The organism is Pseudomonas fluorescens, from assembly GCF_000968015.1.
Classification (GTDB): domain Bacteria; phylum Pseudomonadota; class Gammaproteobacteria; order Pseudomonadales; family Pseudomonadaceae; genus Aquipseudomonas; species Aquipseudomonas fluorescens_W.
The window spans coordinates 13,791-31,021 of sequence record NZ_LACH01000075.1 but is presented as its reverse complement, the minus strand read 5'-3'; the positions used below and the strand labels follow the sequence as shown (position 1 = coordinate 31,021).

The window sequence follows — 17,231 nt, the reverse complement described above, 5'->3', positions numbered from 1 at the left end:
CGAGGCGCGCATTCTACAGCACACATCCTCAAGTAGCAACCTTAAAAGTTTCTGATTTTATCAACAAAATCAATTACTTAAACTAGACAAGCATCAATATGCTCGTTAGCGGGAGGCGAATAATACAGGATTAAAATACGTGGTCAACCCCCGCCTAAAAATTCTTTTCCATACCATTCCTCTCCTTTATATGGACGGAACGGTTATGAAAAAGCCCCGCCAGATATTTATCTGAGCGGGGCTTTTTTATGCCTGAAGCAATCCGCTTGCACCCACCCCGCCCCATGAGGGCTTATCGGAGGGATCATGAATTTCTAGAGGCCTTGAGTTTATGGTGTCCCAGGGCAGGTTCGAACTGCCAACCTTCCCCTTAGGAGGGGGATGCTCTATCCAATTGAGCTACTGAGACACAGATCGACCACGAAGAAACGCGGTGCGATGGACGGCGTGCATGTTAACGGGCAGGCCTGCTTTTGTCATGTCGTCCGTTGGGCTTTTTAAGTGTAGGCAGACGCCTCGCAGGAGCGTGGCTTTGTTTACCGTGCAAATTGCATCACCGCAAAAAGCCATCATTGCAAAATGCAATGCAGGCGCTTTGACAAAATATCTTAATTCATTGTTTTTAAAGGATTTAACTACCGTTAGACTGTTGGCATGCGAGCTGCTTTAGCTGTTCTCGAAGAACAACGGAGGCAAGCCTCATGAACAGCGCCCTTTTACTCTCGATCTCGATCGCGCTGGCGATTCTGCTGGGCTTTCATTTTGCCCCCGAGAGTGGTGTTGAGCAGGTTGCTCAACGCATGCCTCATTACCTTCAGGTGCAAAGAGCCCCTCAACTGGCGGCAATGAGCGATCAGCGCAGCTTTGTCAGCCAACAAGAGGTGAGTCAGGAAGGCATCCTGGTGCCGGCTCAGTCTTCAGAACGTTTGGTATTTTGAATCCCCCATCAGGAGCACCGCATGTCCAAATCAGCCGCAGGGTTTTTCATCCTCGCCTTACTGAGCGGCATTCTTCATCTGTCATTGGCCCAGGATAAGGTCCTCACCCTGCCCTTGATCGCCAGCGGCGTGTTCAGTGCGCTGTTTGTGCTGGCGCTGATTGCCGGACGCAAAATCAAGTTCGATCCGGTACTGCGTTAATCCTCAACAGGTCCAGCAAATTGGCAACTGTGGTGGACAGTTCGCCTGAATTGTCGAGTCGATAAATCTGCGCGTCACCGATTGAACCCTCTGCCGTGAATAACCCATTGCGATGCAGCCTTGCTTCAATTTCAGCAAAACTTTCGCGACCACGGCGCAGCAGGCGCTCTCGCAGGACTTCATCCTTGACCGTTAAAAGAACCGGCAACAGCGTTGGATAGCGGTGCAGCGCTTCAGCCAGATGGCCACGAGAGCCGTTGACCAAGACATGTCGACCCTCATTGAGCCATTGATCTATTTCGATCGGAATACCGTAATCCAGACCATTGGCGCTCCAGCACAGCGCGAAATCGCCCTCGACTCTGTGTTGCTCGAACTCTTCCCGCGAAACGCCAATCGCATCTTCGCCCACTGATTCAGCCGACCGCGTGATGACCCGACGCACCACTTCACAATTGAGCGCCTGCAACGGCTCTCGAGCGACTTCGATGAGGCTGTCCTTGCCGGACCCAGAAGGCCCCATCAAGTAAATCAGCCTGCCATCCATCCTGAAATCACCTCCCACTGCAAGTCTCCCCTAGTAAATCGGCCAATTGCCACTATCCTGTACAAGTAAGGAACACTGATCGAATCTGCACAGCATGCACCTTCAGGCGCCCCAGGACATCACCTGCCGGGCAAGGGGAGGCGGTCAGCAATACGGACCAGCGCAAACTTTTCAAACCAGTCCGCATTTCTGATAATTGGTGCTGGCATAACGCCTTTATCCAGTTCAATATTTGTCACAGAATTGACGCCAACGAACTGGCTACTTTGAGGCATGATGCGAGCCTTTATCAATTCAGGTTGAACATTTGGCCAGACCGCTTGTCCTATCAGACATCCTGCGGCCAATCCCGAAAACCGCTCCCCTGAACTAACCGGTTAAATATATGCGCCCATTGAAACAGGCAATTTATTCCAGCCGTACGGCTGACAAGTTCGTCGTACGTCTGCCAGACGGAATGCGTGAACGCATTGCCGAGGTGGCTCGCAATCATCATCGCAGCATGAACTCCGAAATCATCGCGCGCCTTGAGCAGAGCCTTATTCAGGAAGGCGCGCTGGGCGAAGAATTGAGCATGCGCCTGGACAGCCCGGAGCTGTCATTGCACGAACGTGAACTGCTGCAACGCTTCCGCCAACTTTCCCACCGCCAGCAGAATGCACTTGTTTCGCTGATTGCGCATGATGCCGAAATGGCCGCAGACGCTTCCTGATTTCATCCGAAAGCTCAAGCCAGCTTAATCGCTGGCTTTTTTTTGCCTGAAATTCGGGCATAAAAAAACCCGCCGATTGGCGGGCTTTAAATGTCGATAAGTCAGAGCAGGAAGATCGTCGCCAACCCGAGAAAAATGAAGAACCCGCCGCTGTCCGTCATGGCAGTGATCATCACACTGGCGCCCATCGCAGGATCGCGCCCAAGCCGCGCCAGAGTCATGGGAATCAACACCCCCGCCAACGCCGCCAGTAACAGGTTGAGCGTCATGGCAGCGGTCATCACCACCCCCAGAGACCAACTGCCATACAGCAGATAGGCGACGACGCCGATCACACCGCCCCACACCAGACCATTGATCAGACCTACCGCTATTTCCTTGCGCATCAGACGCGAAGTATTGCCGGTGCTGACCTGATCCAGCGCCATGGCCCGAACGATCATGGTGATCGTCTGGTTACCTGAGTTACCGCCGATACCCGCCACGATCGGCATCAGCGCCGCCAACGCCACCAATTTCTCGATGGAGCCTTCGAAAAGACCGATCACCCGGGATGCAATGAACGCGGTAATCAGGTTCACCGCCAGCCAAGCCCAACGGTTACGCAGGGATTTCCAGACTGACGCAAAAATATCTTCCTCTTCACGCAGACCCGCCATGTTGAGAACTTCGTTTTCGCTCTCTTCACGAATCAGGTCGACCATTTCGTCGATGGTCAGACGGCCGATCAACTTGCCGTTTTTGTCGACTACGGGCGCCGAGATCAAGTCATAACGTTCGAACGCCTGAGCAGCGTCGTAGGCGTCTTCATCCGGATGAAAACTCACCGGGTCGCTGGCCATGACTTCCGAAACCTGTTTTTCCGGGTCGTTGACCAGCAAACGTTTTATCGGCAACACACCCTTGAGCACGCCGTCGTAATCGACCACGAACAGTTTGTCCGTGTGGCTGGGCAACTCCTTGAGGCGCCGCAGGTAACGCAAAACCACTTCAAGACTGACATCCTCACGGATCGTCACCATCTCGAAGTCCATCAGCGCACCGACCTGCTCCTCGTCGTACGACAACGCAGAGCGGACGCGCTCACGCTGTTGACCATCGAGGGTTTCCATCAGCTCGTGGACGACGTCTCGCGGCAGCTCGGAGGCCAGGTCAGCAAGTTCGTCGGCGTCCATGTCCTTGGCCGCAGCCAGGAGCTCGTGATCGTCCATGTCGGCGATCAGCGTTTCACGAACCGAATCGGATACTTCGAGCAGAATGTCGCCGTCGCGATCGGCCTTGACCAATTGCCAGAGCGTCAGACGATCGTCCAGCGGCAAGGCTTCAAGGATGTAGGCGACGTCGGCGGAGTGCAGATCATCGAGCTTGCGTTGCAACTCGACGAGGTTTTGCCGGTGAACCAGGTTCTCGACCCGGTCGTGATGCGGACCTTCCTGGCGGTGAGTCAGGTCTTCGACCACCCGCTGACGCTGCAGCAGCTCAACAACTTGAGCGAGGCGGTCCTGCAAGCTTTCCTGCGTTTTCTTTACTTCAACTTCAGACATAGGCGAACTCCACTCCCAGCAGCGGGGCACGCCGGAAGGATCAATCAGTCAATTCATGATTGGAAAAACGGGGTACTGAGTAACTACTGGGTAAGTCCATGGAGGTATTCCACAAGCCCCGGCGGGGCTGACGGGCGCAATGATACACCGCCCGACGGTTTAAAACGTTAAAAAATCGTGGCTGAAACAAGCGCTTGCAAGACAAACCTGAGCGCTGCCTGATCCATCAAACTGCGACGACTCATCCTGAAAAGAAAACACACCACGACTGAAAAATGTAACGACTACCCTTGAGATAGACCGTCATGGAGGACGTTTGATGCGATCGAATGCACATTGTTTTTTATTGATTACCCTGCTCTGCCAGCCGCCCTGGGCGCTTGCCACGACCGTTCACCGCTGCGAGGCGGCCAACGGGCGCATTACCTTCACCACGTTGAGCTGTAAGGCCGGAGACAGCCTTTCGCCACAGGATGTCCGCACCTTCACACCGGGTAGCACGACCGCCCTCATGCCGGAAGCCGAGAATCGAGAAACATCAGGTATGAAAATCAAAAGGAGAGATCCGACTGTCGTCGGCAAGACCGAGGACAAATGCGGAAACCTCATCAGCGCCAGAGAGCGCCGCGAAGCCATCATCAATCAGCGGGTTGTCGCCGGCATGAGTCAGCAGGACGTCGAGAGCGCCCTTGGCAAGCCAGACAAGATCAGTATTCGCAATTCAGCCACGAGCTACCGTTACGACACCCTGCGAGGTCGTAGCGCGCACGTCGAGTTCGATGAGAGAGGATGTACTAAAGGAAAAGCCAAATCCCAGACGGCAAAAAGCCCGCGTTAAACGCGGGCTTTTTGTTGTTTGGTGCACTCGACAGGATTCGAACCTGTGACCGCTCGGTTCGTAGCCGAGTACTCTATCCAGCTGAGCTACGAGTGCATTTGTGTTTTTATACCAGATCACAACTGGTTGAAGCCAAGTCATTCACATTACTGCAAACAACTCTTAAATGGTGCACTCGACAGGATTCGAACCTGTGACCGCTCGGTTCGTAGCCGAGTACTCTATCCAGCTGAGCTACGAGTGCATTTGTTGCCGCGCATTATAGGCCGTCTAATCTCTATGTCAAACACTTTTTCTAGTAATTTCAACAACTTACCGAAGAAGCCAGATTACAACGTACTACGCAAATAATGGCGGAGAACGGGGGATTCGAACCCCCGACACCCTTTTGAGGTGTACTCCCTTAGCAGGGGAGCGCCTTCGGCCACTCGGCCAGCTCTCCGCAACACGGGGCGTATATTAACCAGCTTCTTCCCCGTTTGCAAACATAAAAAACGATAAAAATTAATGGCTTGGTTCTTCGTCCTTCTCTTTCTTTATACGCAGGTAAATTTCCTCACGGTGGACCGCAACCTCTTTCGGGGCGTTGACACCGATACGCACTTGATTTCCTTTGACGCCGAGCACGGTCACGGTGATTTCGCCATCACCAATAATCAGGCTTTCTGCGCACCGACGAGTCAGAATCAGCATACCTTTCTCCTCACGCATTTCATTTCAGGGACAACAGTCTGCAAAAAAAAGGCACTCGACCTACAACCGGAACGATCGCAGCCCTACATGCCTGAGTATTGACTAGCGCGAGCAAAAGAACAGCCTCGGGTCGCACCATTCAAAAAAACAAAGGGCGCGGTCAGACCGCGCCCTTCGGCAAACGCATCACTCGCCCTGTCGGGCCGGTGCGTCCAGTTCGAAAGCCGTGTGCAGAGCGCGCACAGCCAGTTCCAGGTACTTCTCTTCGATCACTACGGAGACTTTGATTTCCGAGGTCGAGATCATCTGGATGTTGATGCTTTCCTTGGCCAGGGATTCGAACATGCGGCTGGCCACACCTGCGTGGGAGCGCATGCCGACACCGACGATCGACACCTTGGCAATCTTGATGTCGCCAACGACTTCACGGGCACCGATCTCGCTAGCGGTGTTTTCCAGCACGGTTTGCGCGGCCTGGAAGTCATTGCGATGCACGGTGAAGGTGAAGTCGGTGGTGTTATCGTGCGCAACGTTCTGCACGATCATGTCGACTTCGATGTTCGCGGCGCTGATCGGGCCGAGAATCTTGAATGCAACGCCCGGGGTGTCTGGCACGCCACGGATGGTCAGCTTGGCTTCATCGCGGTTGAAAGCGATGCCGGAAATGATCGGCTGTTCCATGGATTCCTCTTCATCAATAGTAATGAGGGTGCCCGGACCCTCCTTGAAGCTGTGCAGTACGCGCAGCGGAACGTTGTACTTGCCGGCGAATTCCACCGCACGGATCTGCAACACCTTGGAACCGAGGCTGGCCATTTCCAGCATCTCTTCGAAGGTAATCTTGTCCAGGCGCTGAGCCACGGACACCACACGCGGGTCGGTGGTGTAGACGCCGTCGACATCGGTGTAGATTTGGCATTCGTCAGCCTTCAAGGCTGCCGCCAGTGCCACGCCGGTGGTGTCGGAACCGCCACGACCGAGGGTGGTGATGTTGCCGTGCTCGTCGACGCCCTGGAAACCGGCGACAACAACCACGCGACCGGCCTTCAGGTCGCCACGAATCTTCTGGTCATCAATCTGCAAGATACGCGCTTTATTGTGCGCACTGTCCGTCAGAATCCGCACCTGGTTGCCGGTGTAGGACACCGCTGGCACGCCGCGCTTGATCAGCGCCATGGCCAACAGTGCAATCGTCACCTGTTCACCGGTGGAGACGATCACGTCCAGCTCACGAGGAACTGGCTGGCCGTCGCCACTGATTTGCTTGGCCAGATCGATCAGACGGTTGGTTTCGCCGCTCATTGCAGACAGCACAACCACCAGGTCATCGCCGGCTTCGCGGAATTTCTTAACCTTGTCGGCGACCTGTTCGATTCTCTCGACAGTGCCGACCGAGGTGCCTCCAAATTTCTGTACGATCAAAGCCATTTCAAAGCCGCCTCTGCCCATGAAGGGCGCCCAAATAATCACTCAAACAGCGTTCCGGCCCACCACTAGACTGCGGGCCGGACACACTGCCTTATAAACCCTGCTCTACAAATGGAACAGTCAGGGCCAATGCCGCATCCAGTGCGCCAGCGTCAATACCACCGCCTTGCGCCATGTCTGGACGACCACCGCCCTTCCCGCCCACTGCCGCAGCGGCTTGCTTCATCAAATCACCGGCTTTGAGTTGGCCAGTCAGGTCTTTGGTTACGCCTGCAACCAGAACGACCTTTTCCTCATGGACACTGCCGAGCAGGATCACTGCGCGGCCGAGTTTGTTTTTCAGTTGATCGACCAGCGCCAGCAGCGCCTTGCCATCCTGACCGTCCAGACGCACGGCCAGCACTTTCACGCCTTTGACATCCAGGGCAGAAGCCGACAGATCGTCGCCCGCCGCGCTGGCAGCCTTGGCCTGCAACTGCTCGAGTTGCTTCTCCAGCAGACGGTTGCGCTCCAGCACAGCCGACAGTTTGTCGATCAGGTTGTCGCGGCTACCCTTGACCAGGTTGGCCGCTTCCTTGAGTTGTTCTTCAGCAGCGTTCAAGTATGCCAGCGCCGCGGCGCCAGTGACCGCTTCGATACGACGCACGCCGGAAGCCACACCGCCTTCGCTGATAATCTTCAGCAGGCCGATGTCGCCAGTACGGTTGGCGTGGATACCACCGCACAGCTCGACGGAGAAATCACCGCCCATGCTCAGTACGCGCACATTGTCGCCGTACTTCTCGCCGAACAGCGCCATGGCGCCCTTCTGCTTGGCGGTTTCGATATCGGTTTCTTCGGTTTCAACTTCGGAGTTCTTGCGAATCTCGGCGTTGACGATGTCTTCCAGCGCCTTCAACTGCTCAGGCTTGATGGCTTCGAAGTGGCTGAAGTCAAAGCGCAGGCGCTGACTGTCGACCAACGAGCCTTTCTGCTGCACGTGATCGCCCAGCACCTGACGCAATGCGGCGTGCAGCAAGTGAGTCGCCGAGTGGTTCAGCGAAGTCGCGTGACGCACTTCGGCATCAACATGAGTTTCTACCGGCGCGCCGATGGTCAGGCTGCCCGAGTCCAGCACGCCGTGATGCAAGAAGGCACCACCGGTTTTGGTGGTGTCACGTACGTCAAAGCGCGTGTTGCCGACCTGAAGGAAACCGCAGTCACCGATCTGACCGCCTGATTCAGCGTAGAACGGTGTCTGGTTCAGTACGACCACACCCTCGTCGCCTTCACTTAATACGTCGACTGACTGGCCATCTTTATAGAGGCCAACGACTTTCGCCGAACCGCAGGTGGCGTTGTAACCGGTGAACTCGGTGGCCACATCAACCTTGACCAGGCTGTTGTAGTCCATGCCGAAGGAGCTGGCGGAGCGGGCACGGACGCGCTGGGCTTCCATTTCGCGCTCGAAGCCTTCTTCGTCGATGGTCAGGCTGCGTTCGCGAGCGATGTCGCCGGTCAGGTCCATCGGGAAACCGTAGGTGTCGTAGAGTTTGAACACTACGTCGCCCGGCACCACGTCGCCTTTGAGCTCGGCCAGATCCTGCTCGAGGATTTTCAGGCCCTGCTCCAGGGTCTTGGCGAACTGCTCTTCTTCAGCTTTCAGTACGCGCTCGATGTGCGCTTGCTGGGATTTCAGCTCAGGGAAGGCTTCGCCCATCTCGGCGGCCAGGGCCGCAACGATCTGGTAGAAGAAGCTGCCCTTGGCGCCCAGCTTGTTGCCGTGACGGCAAGCGCGACGAATGATCCGGCGCAGCACGTAGCCGCGACCTTCGTTGGACGGCAGCACGCCGTCGGCAATCAGGAAACCGCACGAGCGAATATGGTCGGCGACGACTTTCAGGGACGCCTGATTGTCGTTGGTGCAGCCGATGGCCTTGGCCGATGCGCTCAGCAGGCTCTGGAACAGGTCGATTTCATAGTTCGAGTGAACGTGCTGCAGCACGGCACTGATCCGCTCCAGGCCCATGCCGGTATCGACCGACGGCGCTGGCAGCGGGTGCAACACGCCATCGGCGGTGCGGTTGAACTGCATGAACACGTTGTTCCAGATTTCAATGTAACGGTCGCCGTCTTCTTCCGGCGAGCCCGGTGGGCCGCCCCAGATGTCGGCGCCGTGATCGTAGAAAATCTCGGTGCAAGGACCGCACGGGCCGGTATCGCCCATGGTCCAGAAGTTATCGGAAGCGTACGGCGCGCCTTTGTTGTCGCCGATACGAACCATGCGCTCGGCCGGAACCCCGATTTCCTTGGTCCAGATGTCGTAGGCCTCGTCATCGCTGGCGTAGACGGTGACCCAGAGCTTTTCTTTCGGCAGGTTCAGCCACTTGTCGGACGTCAGGAAGTTCCAGGCGTAGGTGATGGCGTCGCGCTTGAAGTAATCACCGAAGCTGAAGTTACCCAGCATTTCGAAGAATGTGTGGTGACGGGCGGTATAACCGACGTTTTCCAGGTCGTTGTGCTTGCCGCCGGCGCGCACGCATTTCTGGCTGCTGACCGCGCGGGTGTACGCGCGCTTTTCCTGGCCCAGGAAGCAGTCCTTGAACTGGTTCATCCCCGCGTTAGTGAACAGCAGGGTTGGGTCGTTGCCCGGAATCAAAGAGCTGGAGGCTACACGGGTGTGGCCTTGCTCTTCGAAGAAGCGAAGGAAGGCTTCACGGATTTCTGCGCTTTTCATTAGGTTCTTCCACGGAGGCTGCGGCCAAAGGCCTGTGCGAAACGTCAACAGACGAAGCGACGGCAAAGGGCCGCATTATATCGGCCCTGCGCGCGGGGTACAGCGTGTTTATACGATAGAAACGGTCAATTGGACCGCTAACGTTATCAGTTGCGCGAAAACTCGACGAATGTCGCGACGACCTGCTCGATTTGAGCGCGGCTGACGTCCATGTGCGTGACCATACGCAGACGTCCGGCAGCGCTCAGCTTGATCCCGCGTTCGGCAGCAAACGCCTTGATGGCCTCGGCCTTGTCGCCCATCTGCACATAAACCATGTTGGTCTGCACCGGTTCGACTTCGTATCCCACCGCTCGCAAGCCTTCGGCCAGCAGGTGCGCATTGGCGTGGTCATCAGCCAGACGCTGAACATGGTTATCCAGCGCGTACAAACCTGCTGCTGCCAGAATCCCGGCCTGGCGCATGCCGCCGCCGACCATCTTGCGCAGGCGTCGCGCCTTAGTGATCAACTCGACCGAGCCACACAGCACCGAACCGATCGGCGCGCCCAGGCCTTTGGACAGGCAGACCGAAACGGAATCAAAGTGCTGAGTAATTTCCCGGGCATCGACACCCAATTTGACCGCTGCGTTGTACAGCCGCGCGCCGTCCAGGTGCAACTGCAACCCATGTTCATGGGTGAAGCTTCGAGCCCGCGCCAGATACTCCAGCGGCAAAACCTTGCCTTGCATGGTGTTTTCCAGCGCCAGCAAACGGGTGCGGGCGAAGTGGAAGTCATCCGGTTTGATCGCCGCCGCGACGTGCGCCAGGTCCAGCGAGCCGTCGGCCTGCACTTCCAGCGGTTGAGGCTGGATCGAACCGAGCACGGCCGCACCGCCACCTTCGTACTTATAGGTATGGGCCTGCTGGCCGACGATGTATTCGTCACCGCGTTCGCAGTGGGCCATCAAGCCCAGCAGATTGCTCATTGTGCCCGTCGGGACAAACAGCGCTGCAGCAAAACCCAGCCGCTCTGCAAGCTCGGCTTCCAGTCGATTGACCGTCGGATCTTCGCCGTAAACGTCGTCACCGGTGGCCGCTGTGGCCATCGCGTCGAGCATCCCTGCGGTCGGTTGGGTGACGGTGTCGCTGCGAAGATCAATAACACTCATGAATCTGGCCTCGGTAAGCAGGGAAAATCCCTTTCAGTCAGGAATTACTGCGGTCATGCAGACGAATAATCAACCCTTGAGTAGGAAAAGGCTTCCTGAACCGACGAAAAAGTTGATAGCAATCATCAGATAGCAGCAATGCACGGGTGAGAAATATGTGTTAAAAACGCTTCGCCGCCAAACATTCTGGCGGCAAAACGTTCTCAGGGCGGGGTGCAACTCCCCACCGGCGGTAATTGCGCGCAATGCGCATAGCCCGCGAGCGCTTGGCGACAGGCACGGCAATGGCTGTGATGGCGGCAAGGTCAGCAGACCCGGTGTGATCCCGGGGCCGACGGTCATAGTCCGGATGAAGAGAGAACGGGATTGGCGCCAAAGGGCCGTCCGCAGGCATTCGTGCGAGCGTGCGTACCCTTAAATCCCATTCGATTCATATGCCCTGTTTTTTACATAAACAGGAGTCAGAACATGCAACCCACCGCAATCGATAGCAAAAGCAAAAACCATCAGGGCGAGCGCGTTGCGTTTATCCAGGCCTGCTGGCACAAGGAAATCGTCGATCAGAGCCGTAAGGGCTTTGTGGCCGAAATGATTGCTCAGGGTTATCAGGAATCGGAGATCGATTTCTTCGAAGTCGGCGGCGCCTTTGAAATTCCGCTGCATGCCAAGCTGCTGGCCAAATCCGGTCGTTATGCCGGCATCGTCGCGGCGGGCCTGGTGGTCGACGGCGGGATCTACCGCCACGAATTCGTCGCCCAGTCGGTGATCAGCGGGCTGATGCAGGTTCAGCTGGAAACCGAAGTGCCGGTGTTCTCGGTAGTCCTGACTCCGCACCACTTCCATTCCGGTGAAGAACATCAGAAATTCTTCTTCGAGCACTTTGTGCATAAAGGCCAGGAAGCGGCGAAGACGTGCGCGGATACACTGCACAAGATGCGTGCGTTGCGTCGTAGCGAGCCACGCGCGGTAGCGGTGTAAACACAAAACCTGTGGTTTGGGGTGAGGTCTTTGGCTTCACTCAAATCAAATGTGGGAGCGAGCTTGCTCGCGATAGCGGTGTATCAGGCAACGTTAATGTTGTCTGTCAGTCCGCTATCGCGAGCAAGCTCGCTCCCACAGGGGTTTTATGTTGAGACTGAATTCCGGGTCAGGCGAGATTTTCGTCGGTAGTCGGCACAATCAGGATGCCGGCGCGCAGGCCGTTCTTGACCTTGGGGTTCGGGAAGATGATCCGGGCACCCTCCTCCTCAATGATCCACCGGGTCTGGGCGATGTCTTCGGCCAGCAGGTAACCCACTTCCAACTCCGAAAAGTTCTCGATGTCCGCTGGCAGGTTCAAGCGGAAGCTATCGCTGTGCTTGATGATTTCTCGCGCTACGCTAAACAGCTGCAAACCGTCCAGCGCCTCTTCGGTCTGGGCTGGCTCGTTACCTTCGATAATCTGTTTGAGGCGAGTTTCCAGCAGATCGACGTTAACCCCATCGTTCTGCCCGAATGGCCGCGCCTTGCCCAACTCGAGGGTAAAGGACTCTGCACCGAGCTTGTCGTAGGTATAGGAGCTGAAAACGATGGACGGTTTGTTTTGCAGCAGCACTGCTTCCATGCCGGCGGCACGCAGGCGCGCCAGTTCCAGGCGTGAATGCTGACGGCCTTCTTTCCAGGGATACAGCGCGAACTGCTCGATTTTCGAGCCACGAATCGCGGTGTGAAGGTCGTAGTGCAGACGGTTACGATCCGGCAGGCTGAAGAAACTCGCCGCCAGCCGCTCCAGTTCACACGCGCGCAGGGCTTCGGAGCCGCTGCTTTGTTCGTGACGGCCGTTGAACAGCCGATTGACGTCCTGCTCGATGAAACGCTCGCCTTTGCGAATCGCTTCCGGGTTGCCGAACAAGAACAGAATACGTGCGCGCGGCTTAAGATCGCCGCGGGCGATGTCATGCAACAGGCGATCAAGCAACTCGATCGGCGCTGTTTCATTGCCATGGATGCCGGCCGATAGCAGCAGGTCCAGGCCATTGTCGCGAGCTTCAGGTGGCCGGACTTCCAGCGCACCTTCGCTCAACCAGCGCATGCGCACGCCTTCGACAGTCAGTTGAGTCTTCTCCGCCGGTTCGCGGCCGGCGAGGGTCAGTTCAAGCAGTTTGCCGAGGGCGAGCATAGAGCGGTTTCCTTAGTGGTCGTGTGCGCAATCCGGGCCGTGCACGTGGTCTTCGTCACCGACTTCAGCCGGTTCCATTTCCAGTTGCAGACTTACCAGATTAGTCGCCAATGGGCGCAACAGCAGGTTTGCGTACTCAGCGTCACCTTCTTCGACGTCCACGCCGATCAGCAATTGGCCGCGGCCGTCTTGCTGAATCCACAGCTCTTTGCCTTGCCACATGACCGCGACGCGGGTGCAGGAAGTTTCCAGTTGCGTGCCGTCGGTGTCTTCAAGGATCAGCTGCAGGGTATCGCTCATGTTTTTTACGCTCTCGACGTTCAATTGATCTGGAATGGATAAACCGCGCCCAGTTTAAGGATTTGCGTCAGTTCATCCAGTGCCGTCCGGCACTCAAGCAGCAATTGCGGGTCCGCGAGATCGTTTTCGGTCATGCGGTCGCGGTAGTGCTTGTCGACCCATTCGGTCAGTGTGCCGTACAACGGTGCCGTCATGATAACCCCTGGGTTGACGGCCGCCAGTTCGGTTTCGTTGAGCGCGACGCGCAGTCGCAGGCAAGCCGGGCCACCACCGTTCTGCATGCTTTGCTTCAAATCGAACACTTTCACTTCGCGGATCAGGCCGCCGGAGCTGGTCAAACCTTGCAGGTACTGCCAGACACGCTCGTTGCCACGGCATTCTTCCGGCACGATCAACAACATCGAGCCATCAGGACGCGACAGCAGTTGGCTATTGAACAGGTAGGAACGAACGGCGTCTTCCACGGTGACCGCGGAACGCGGTACGCAGATCGACTGAAATTTCCCACCGACTTTGGCGAGTTTGCTCTGCAATTCGGCCAGCATCTGCTCGGTGTCGAGGAACGCGTCCTCGTGATAGAACAGCACCTCGCCATTACCCACCGCGATTACATCGTTGTGGAACACGCCCTGATCGATCACCGAAGGGTTCTGCTGAGCGTACACCACGCCGTCATCGCTCAAGCCGTGCAGGCGGGCGACCGCCTGGGAGGCTTCGAGGGTCTGGCGGGCCGGGTACTTCTGCGGTGCAGGGTAACGGGTGTCGAATGCACTACGGCCGAACACGAAGAACTCGACGCCGGCTTCGCCGTATTCACGGCAGAAACGGGTGTGGTTGGCTGCGCCTTCGTCACCGAACTGTGCCACGGCCGGCAAGGCGGCGTGGTGAGCGAAGTGCTTCTGATCAGCGAACATCGCCCCCAGCACACGGCTGGTGGTCGGGTGTTCGATGCTGCGGTGATATTTGCAGTTCAGGTTGGCCGCGGTGAAATGCACACGGCCATCTGCGGTGTCGGCGCTCGGGCTGACGGTGGCAGCGTTGGCCACCCACATGCTTGACGCCGAGCAACTGGCGACCAGCAATGGCATCGCATCTTTAGCCGCCTGCTCGATCACCTGAGCATCGGTGCCGCCGAACCCCAAACGACGCAGGGCTGCCACGTCCGGGCGTTCCTGTGGTGCCAGCACGCCCTGTTGAAAGCCCATTTCCATCAGCGATTTCATTTTCGCCAGGCCTTGCAGCGCGGCTTCCTTCGGGTTCGAAGACTGCTGGCTATTGCTCTGGGACGCGACGTTGCCGTAGGACAAACCGCCGTAGTTATGGGTCGGCCCCACTAGACCGTCAAAATTGACTTCATAGGATTTCATCAGCGAGGCTCCACGAGAATCTGTTGTTATAGGCATCAGTAACTAACTGTTCAGTGCGACCGAGTCGCGGCCATCGCGAGCAAGCTCGCTCCCACATGGATTGCACAAAACCTGTGGGAGCGAGCTTGCTCGCGAAGCGGTCTTACGACATCCGCACGCCCGGGGTTAGCGCGGCTGGCAAAGTCAGGCTCGGGGTTTCCAGCGAAGCAACCGGATACGCGCAGTAATCTGCCGCGTAGTAGGCGCTGGCGCGGTGGTTGCCCGAGGCGCCGACACCGCCGAATGGCGCGCTGCTCGCAGCACCGGTCAGCTGTTTGTTCCAGTTGACGATACCCGCACGGCTTTCCAGCCAGAACTGCTGATAACGTGCTTCGGAATCCGACAGCAGGCCGGCCGCCAGGCCATAGTCGGTGTCGTTGGCTTCAGCGATCGCCGCCTCAAAATCAGCGTAGCGGATCACTTGCAGCAGCGGGCCGAACAGCTCTTCGTCAGGACGATCAACCACTGCCGTGACGTCCAGAATGCCTGGGGTCAGCAAGGCTGCTTGAGCTTGAGGTTGAGTCATTTCCAGCAATGCTACTGCGCCATTACCCAGCAGATGTTCCTGCGCATCCATCAGTGCTTTCGCAGCGCCGAGAGAAATCACCGAGCCCATGAACGGTGCCGGTTGCTGATCAAACGCGCCGACTTCAATCGTACGGCTGACCGCCACCAGACGCGCCAGCAGTGTGTCGCCCCAGGCGCCCTGCGGCACCAACAAGCGGCGCGCACAGGTGCAACGCTGACCGGCGGAAATGAACGCAGACTGAATGATGGTGTAAACGGCAGCATCGAGGTCTGCGACCTGATCAACGACCAGCGGGTTGTTACCGCCCATTTCCAGCGCGAGGATCTTGTCCGGACGACCGGCAAACTGTTGATGCAGGTGATTGCCGGTACGGCTGGAGCCGGTGAAGAACAAGCCATCGATGCCCGGGTTCGCCGCCAGAGCGATACCGGTTTCGCGAGCGCCTTGCAGCAGGTTCAGCACGCCTGCTGGCAGGCCAGCTTCAATCCAGCACTTGACCGTCAGCTCGGCGACTTTCGGCGTCAGCTCGCTTGGTTTGAACAGCACGCTATTACCGGCCAGCAGCGCCGGCACGATGTGACCGTTCGGCAAGTGACCAGGGAAGTTGTAAGGCCCGAACACCGCGACCACACCGTGTGGCTTGTGGCGCAACACGGCAGTGGCGTCGCCCAGCGGGCCGCTCTTCTCGCCGGTACGTTCACGGTAGCTCTGCACCGAAATCGCAATCTTGTTGACCATGCTGGTGACTTCGGTCGCCGCTTCCCACAAAGGTTTGCCGGTTTCCTCACCGATGGTGCGAGCCAATTCGTCAGCGTTGTTCTTCAGCGCGCCGGCAAAGGCCTCCAGCACGGTGATGCGTTCTTCCAGGGTACGTCGGGCCCAGCTCGGGAAAGCCTGGCGTGCGGCTTGCACGGCCGATTCAACCTGAGCAGTGGTAGCGCCTTCGCCGGCCCACAGCACTTGTTGGGTGACCGGGTTCAGCGACTGAAAGGCTTCACCCTGGCCGGCCAGCCATTCACCTGCGATGTATAGCGAATTCATTATTTCGACTCCCTGGCAGCGGACAACGGAACGGCGCGCACTTGATCGCCGGCGTTGAGTTGAAGACGTTTGGCGGTCAGCGGATCGACCACCAGCGTACCGGCGGCGAAACGTGCAGGAGCAGCAGTGATCCGGCAGTCTTCGCGCTTGCGGTTATGAATCAGGAACGGAGTGGCGTCGTCACCCGGCGTGCCGATGGCCAGCACCAGCGCCTGACTGTCGCGCACTGCGCGGATCTTGCCGGTTTCACACTCAACAGCAGGACCGGCGTCGAAGATGTCGACGTAGCCTTGATAGCTGAAGCCTTCGCTTTTGAGCATGGCCAACGCCGGCTCGGTGTCCGGATGAACCTGGCCGATCACATTGCGCGCATCTTCCGACAGGAAGCAGGTGTACAGCGGGAATTTCGGCATCAGTTCGGCGATGAACGCCTTGTTGCCCACGCCGGTCAGGTAGTCAGCCTGGCTGAATTCCATCTTGAAGAAGTGACGACCCAGGCTTTCCCAGAACGGCGAACGCCCCGCTTCGTCGGACATGCCGCGCATCTCGGCGATGATCTTGTTGCCGAACAGTTGTGGGAACTCGGCGATGAAAAGCATCCGCGCCTTGGCCAGCATGCGACCGTTGAGGCCGGTGCGGTAGTCGGCGTGCAGGAACAGCGAGCACAGCTCGGAATTGCCGGTCAGGTCGTTGGCCAGGAACAGCGTCGGGATTTCGCGATAGATGTTCAACTCTTGCGAAGCGCTGACGGTCAGGCCAACCCGGAAGTTGTACCAAGGCTCACGCAGACCAACGGCGCCGGCAATAGCGGAAATACCCACCACGCGACCGTCATCGTCTTCGAGCACGAACAGGTAGTCCGCATCGCCCCGCCCGGCTTCGCCGCGGAAGGTCTTCTCGGCCCAGCCGACCCGATGGGCCAGACGCTCTTCATTGGCCGGCAAGGTGGTCAGGCCAGTGCCGGTGCTGCGGGCCAGGTCGATCAGAGCGGGTAAATCGCTGCTGCGTACGGGACGAACGATCATGCTA

Annotated in this window: 17 protein-coding genes, 4 tRNA genes and 1 riboswitch; of the genes, 5 read left to right on the top strand and 16 right to left on the bottom strand. The window is 57.6% G+C overall.

All coding sequences use genetic code 11. The features are described 5' to 3' along the window. Window positions 1-332: 332 nt before the first annotated feature. Window positions 333-409 (bottom strand) — tRNA-Arg (locus VD17_RS28575). Between the two features lie 292 nt (window positions 410-701). Between VD17_RS28575 and VD17_RS28570 the strand changes: the two genes are divergently transcribed. Continuing rightward, window positions 702-938 (top strand): hypothetical protein, encoded by a 237-nt coding sequence (locus VD17_RS28570; protein WP_046056755.1) that lies wholly within the window; start codon window positions 702-704, stop codon window positions 936-938. A 21-nt stretch (window positions 939-959) separates the two neighbouring features. After that, complete coding sequence (locus VD17_RS28565) at window positions 960-1,139, top strand: PA3371 family protein (RefSeq protein ID WP_046056754.1); 180 nt, start codon at window positions 960-962, stop codon at window positions 1,137-1,139. Here the strand turns inward: VD17_RS28565 and phnN are convergent. Both phnN and VD17_RS32355 read right to left on the bottom strand, forming a co-directional pair. Then, a complete protein-coding gene (phnN, locus tag VD17_RS28560) occupies window positions 1,114-1,686 on the bottom strand; it encodes a phosphonate metabolism protein/1,5-bisphosphokinase (PRPP-forming) PhnN (RefSeq protein ID WP_046056753.1) in 573 nt (190 codons plus the stop codon). The two genes, VD17_RS28565 and phnN, sit on opposite strands and share 26 nt — an antisense overlap. Window positions 1,687-1,805: 119 nt before the next feature. After that, entirely contained in the window at window positions 1,806-1,961 is a 156-nt protein-coding gene (locus VD17_RS32355) for a hypothetical protein (protein ID WP_185753246.1), read from the bottom strand. Window positions 1,962-2,071: 110 nt separating this feature from the next. Here VD17_RS32355 and VD17_RS28555 point away from each other — a divergent pair, with 110 nt between their 5' ends. Next, window positions 2,072-2,398, top strand: a complete 327-nt coding sequence (locus tag VD17_RS28555) for an Arc family DNA-binding protein (RefSeq protein ID WP_003178899.1) — start codon at window positions 2,072-2,074, stop codon at window positions 2,396-2,398. 101 nt (window positions 2,399-2,499) lie between these two features. Here the strand turns inward: VD17_RS28555 and mgtE are convergent, their stop codons facing one another. After that, window positions 2,500-3,942: a magnesium transporter gene (mgtE, locus tag VD17_RS28550; RefSeq protein WP_046056752.1), complete on the bottom strand. Its 1,443-nt coding sequence runs from the start codon at window positions 3,940-3,942 to the stop codon at window positions 2,500-2,502. A 319-nt stretch (window positions 3,943-4,261) separates the two neighbouring features. Between mgtE and VD17_RS28545 the strand changes: the two genes are divergently transcribed. Beyond that, on the top strand, window positions 4,262-4,780 hold the full coding sequence (locus VD17_RS28545) for a hypothetical protein (protein WP_046056751.1): 519 nt from the start codon (window positions 4,262-4,264) through the stop codon (window positions 4,778-4,780). A gap of 19 nt (window positions 4,781-4,799) precedes the next feature. Here VD17_RS28545 and VD17_RS28540 read toward each other — a convergent pair. The 7 genes from VD17_RS28540 to ltaE all read right to left on the bottom strand — a co-directional run bounded on the left by VD17_RS28540 (window position 4,800) and on the right by ltaE (window position 10,768). Continuing rightward, window positions 4,800-4,876 (bottom strand) — tRNA-Arg (locus tag VD17_RS28540). Window positions 4,877-4,947: 71 nt separating this feature from the next. Beyond that, window positions 4,948-5,024 (bottom strand) — tRNA-Arg (locus tag VD17_RS28535). Between the two features lie 107 nt (window positions 5,025-5,131). Then, window positions 5,132-5,222 (bottom strand) — tRNA-Ser (locus VD17_RS28530). A gap of 62 nt (window positions 5,223-5,284) precedes the next feature. Further along, window positions 5,285-5,473, bottom strand: a complete 189-nt coding sequence (csrA, locus tag VD17_RS28525) for a carbon storage regulator CsrA (RefSeq protein WP_002554426.1) — start codon at window positions 5,471-5,473, stop codon at window positions 5,285-5,287. Window positions 5,474-5,659: 186 nt separating this feature from the next. After that, window positions 5,660-6,901, bottom strand: coding sequence for an aspartate kinase (locus VD17_RS28520; RefSeq protein ID WP_046056756.1), 1,242 nt, complete (start codon window positions 6,899-6,901; stop codon window positions 5,660-5,662). Window positions 6,902-6,992: 91 nt separating this feature from the next. After that, window positions 6,993-9,617, bottom strand: a complete 2,625-nt coding sequence (alaS, locus tag VD17_RS28515) for an alanine--tRNA ligase (RefSeq protein ID WP_046056750.1) — start codon at window positions 9,615-9,617, stop codon at window positions 6,993-6,995. A gap of 146 nt (window positions 9,618-9,763) precedes the next feature. Continuing rightward, window positions 9,764-10,768: a low-specificity L-threonine aldolase gene (ltaE, locus tag VD17_RS28510; RefSeq protein ID WP_046056749.1), complete on the bottom strand. Its 1,005-nt coding sequence runs from the start codon at window positions 10,766-10,768 to the stop codon at window positions 9,764-9,766. A 195-nt stretch (window positions 10,769-10,963) separates the two neighbouring features. Then, window positions 10,964-11,134, top strand: a riboswitch (FMN riboswitch). A gap of 102 nt (window positions 11,135-11,236) precedes the next feature. Here ltaE and VD17_RS28505 point away from each other — a divergent pair. Beyond that, the gene (locus VD17_RS28505; RefSeq protein WP_033056178.1) at window positions 11,237-11,746 is read left to right on the top strand and encodes a 6,7-dimethyl-8-ribityllumazine synthase; all 510 of its coding nucleotides are present in this window, start codon (window positions 11,237-11,239) and stop codon (window positions 11,744-11,746) included. Between the two features lie 169 nt (window positions 11,747-11,915). On the opposite strand, the gene astE is transcribed toward VD17_RS28505, so the two are convergent. From astE to astA, 5 genes are all read right to left on the bottom strand, one after another. After that, a complete protein-coding gene (gene astE, locus VD17_RS28500; protein WP_046056748.1) occupies window positions 11,916-12,926 on the bottom strand; it encodes a succinylglutamate desuccinylase in 1,011 nt (336 codons plus the stop codon). Between the two features lie 12 nt (window positions 12,927-12,938). Next, window positions 12,939-13,226 (bottom strand): hypothetical protein, encoded by a 288-nt coding sequence (locus VD17_RS28495; RefSeq protein ID WP_033056735.1) that lies wholly within the window; start codon window positions 13,224-13,226, stop codon window positions 12,939-12,941. Between the two features lie 20 nt (window positions 13,227-13,246). Beyond that, window positions 13,247-14,593, bottom strand: a complete 1,347-nt coding sequence (gene astB / locus VD17_RS28490; RefSeq protein ID WP_046056747.1) for an N-succinylarginine dihydrolase — start codon at window positions 14,591-14,593, stop codon at window positions 13,247-13,249. A 142-nt stretch (window positions 14,594-14,735) separates the two neighbouring features. Continuing rightward, window positions 14,736-16,205 carry a succinylglutamate-semialdehyde dehydrogenase gene (astD, locus tag VD17_RS28485; RefSeq protein WP_185753247.1) on the bottom strand — a complete coding sequence of 490 codons (1,470 nt, stop codon included), beginning with the start codon at window positions 16,203-16,205 and terminating at the stop codon, window positions 14,736-14,738. After that, on the bottom strand, window positions 16,202-17,227 hold the full coding sequence (gene astA, locus VD17_RS28480) for an arginine N-succinyltransferase (RefSeq protein ID WP_008154313.1): 1,026 nt from the start codon (window positions 17,225-17,227) through the stop codon (window positions 16,202-16,204). The genes astD and astA overlap by 4 nt, the downstream gene beginning before the upstream one ends. Window positions 17,228-17,231 lie beyond the last annotated feature (4 nt).

Excerpts from the sequence above, each read along its gene's own strand:
- VD17_RS28495 (WP_033056735.1), bottom strand. The coding sequence starts at position 13,226 with ATGAGCGATACCCTGCAGCTGATCCTTGAAGACACCGACGGCACGCAA.
- VD17_RS28565 (WP_046056754.1), top strand. The coding sequence starts at position 960 with ATGTCCAAATCAGCCGCAGGGTTTTTCATCCTCGCCTTACTGAGCGGC.
- astB (WP_046056747.1), bottom strand. The coding sequence starts at position 14,593 with ATGAAATCCTATGAAGTCAATTTTGACGGTCTAGTGGGGCCGACCCAT.
- VD17_RS28570 (WP_046056755.1), top strand. The coding sequence starts at position 702 with ATGAACAGCGCCCTTTTACTCTCGATCTCGATCGCGCTGGCGATTCTG.
- VD17_RS28555 (WP_003178899.1), top strand. The coding sequence starts at position 2,072 with ATGCGCCCATTGAAACAGGCAATTTATTCCAGCCGTACGGCTGACAAG.
- ltaE (WP_046056749.1), bottom strand. The coding sequence starts at position 10,768 with ATGAGTGTTATTGATCTTCGCAGCGACACCGTCACCCAACCGACCGCA.
- mgtE (WP_046056752.1), bottom strand. The coding sequence starts at position 3,942 with ATGTCTGAAGTTGAAGTAAAGAAAACGCAGGAAAGCTTGCAGGACCGC.
- astA (WP_008154313.1), bottom strand. The coding sequence starts at position 17,227 with ATGATCGTTCGTCCCGTACGCAGCAGCGATTTACCCGCTCTGATCGAC.
- VD17_RS28505 (WP_033056178.1), top strand. The coding sequence starts at position 11,237 with ATGCAACCCACCGCAATCGATAGCAAAAGCAAAAACCATCAGGGCGAG.
- VD17_RS28520 (WP_046056756.1), bottom strand. The coding sequence starts at position 6,901 with ATGGCTTTGATCGTACAGAAATTTGGAGGCACCTCGGTCGGCACTGTC.
- VD17_RS32355 (WP_185753246.1), bottom strand. The coding sequence starts at position 1,961 with ATGCCTCAAAGTAGCCAGTTCGTTGGCGTCAATTCTGTGACAAATATT.
- phnN (WP_046056753.1), bottom strand. The coding sequence starts at position 1,686 with ATGGATGGCAGGCTGATTTACTTGATGGGGCCTTCTGGGTCCGGCAAG.
- alaS (WP_046056750.1), bottom strand. The coding sequence starts at position 9,617 with ATGAAAAGCGCAGAAATCCGTGAAGCCTTCCTTCGCTTCTTCGAAGAG.
- astE (WP_046056748.1), bottom strand. The coding sequence starts at position 12,926 with ATGCTCGCCCTCGGCAAACTGCTTGAACTGACCCTCGCCGGCCGCGAA.
- VD17_RS28545 (WP_046056751.1), top strand. The coding sequence starts at position 4,262 with ATGCGATCGAATGCACATTGTTTTTTATTGATTACCCTGCTCTGCCAG.
- csrA (WP_002554426.1), bottom strand. The coding sequence starts at position 5,473 with ATGCTGATTCTGACTCGTCGGTGCGCAGAAAGCCTGATTATTGGTGAT.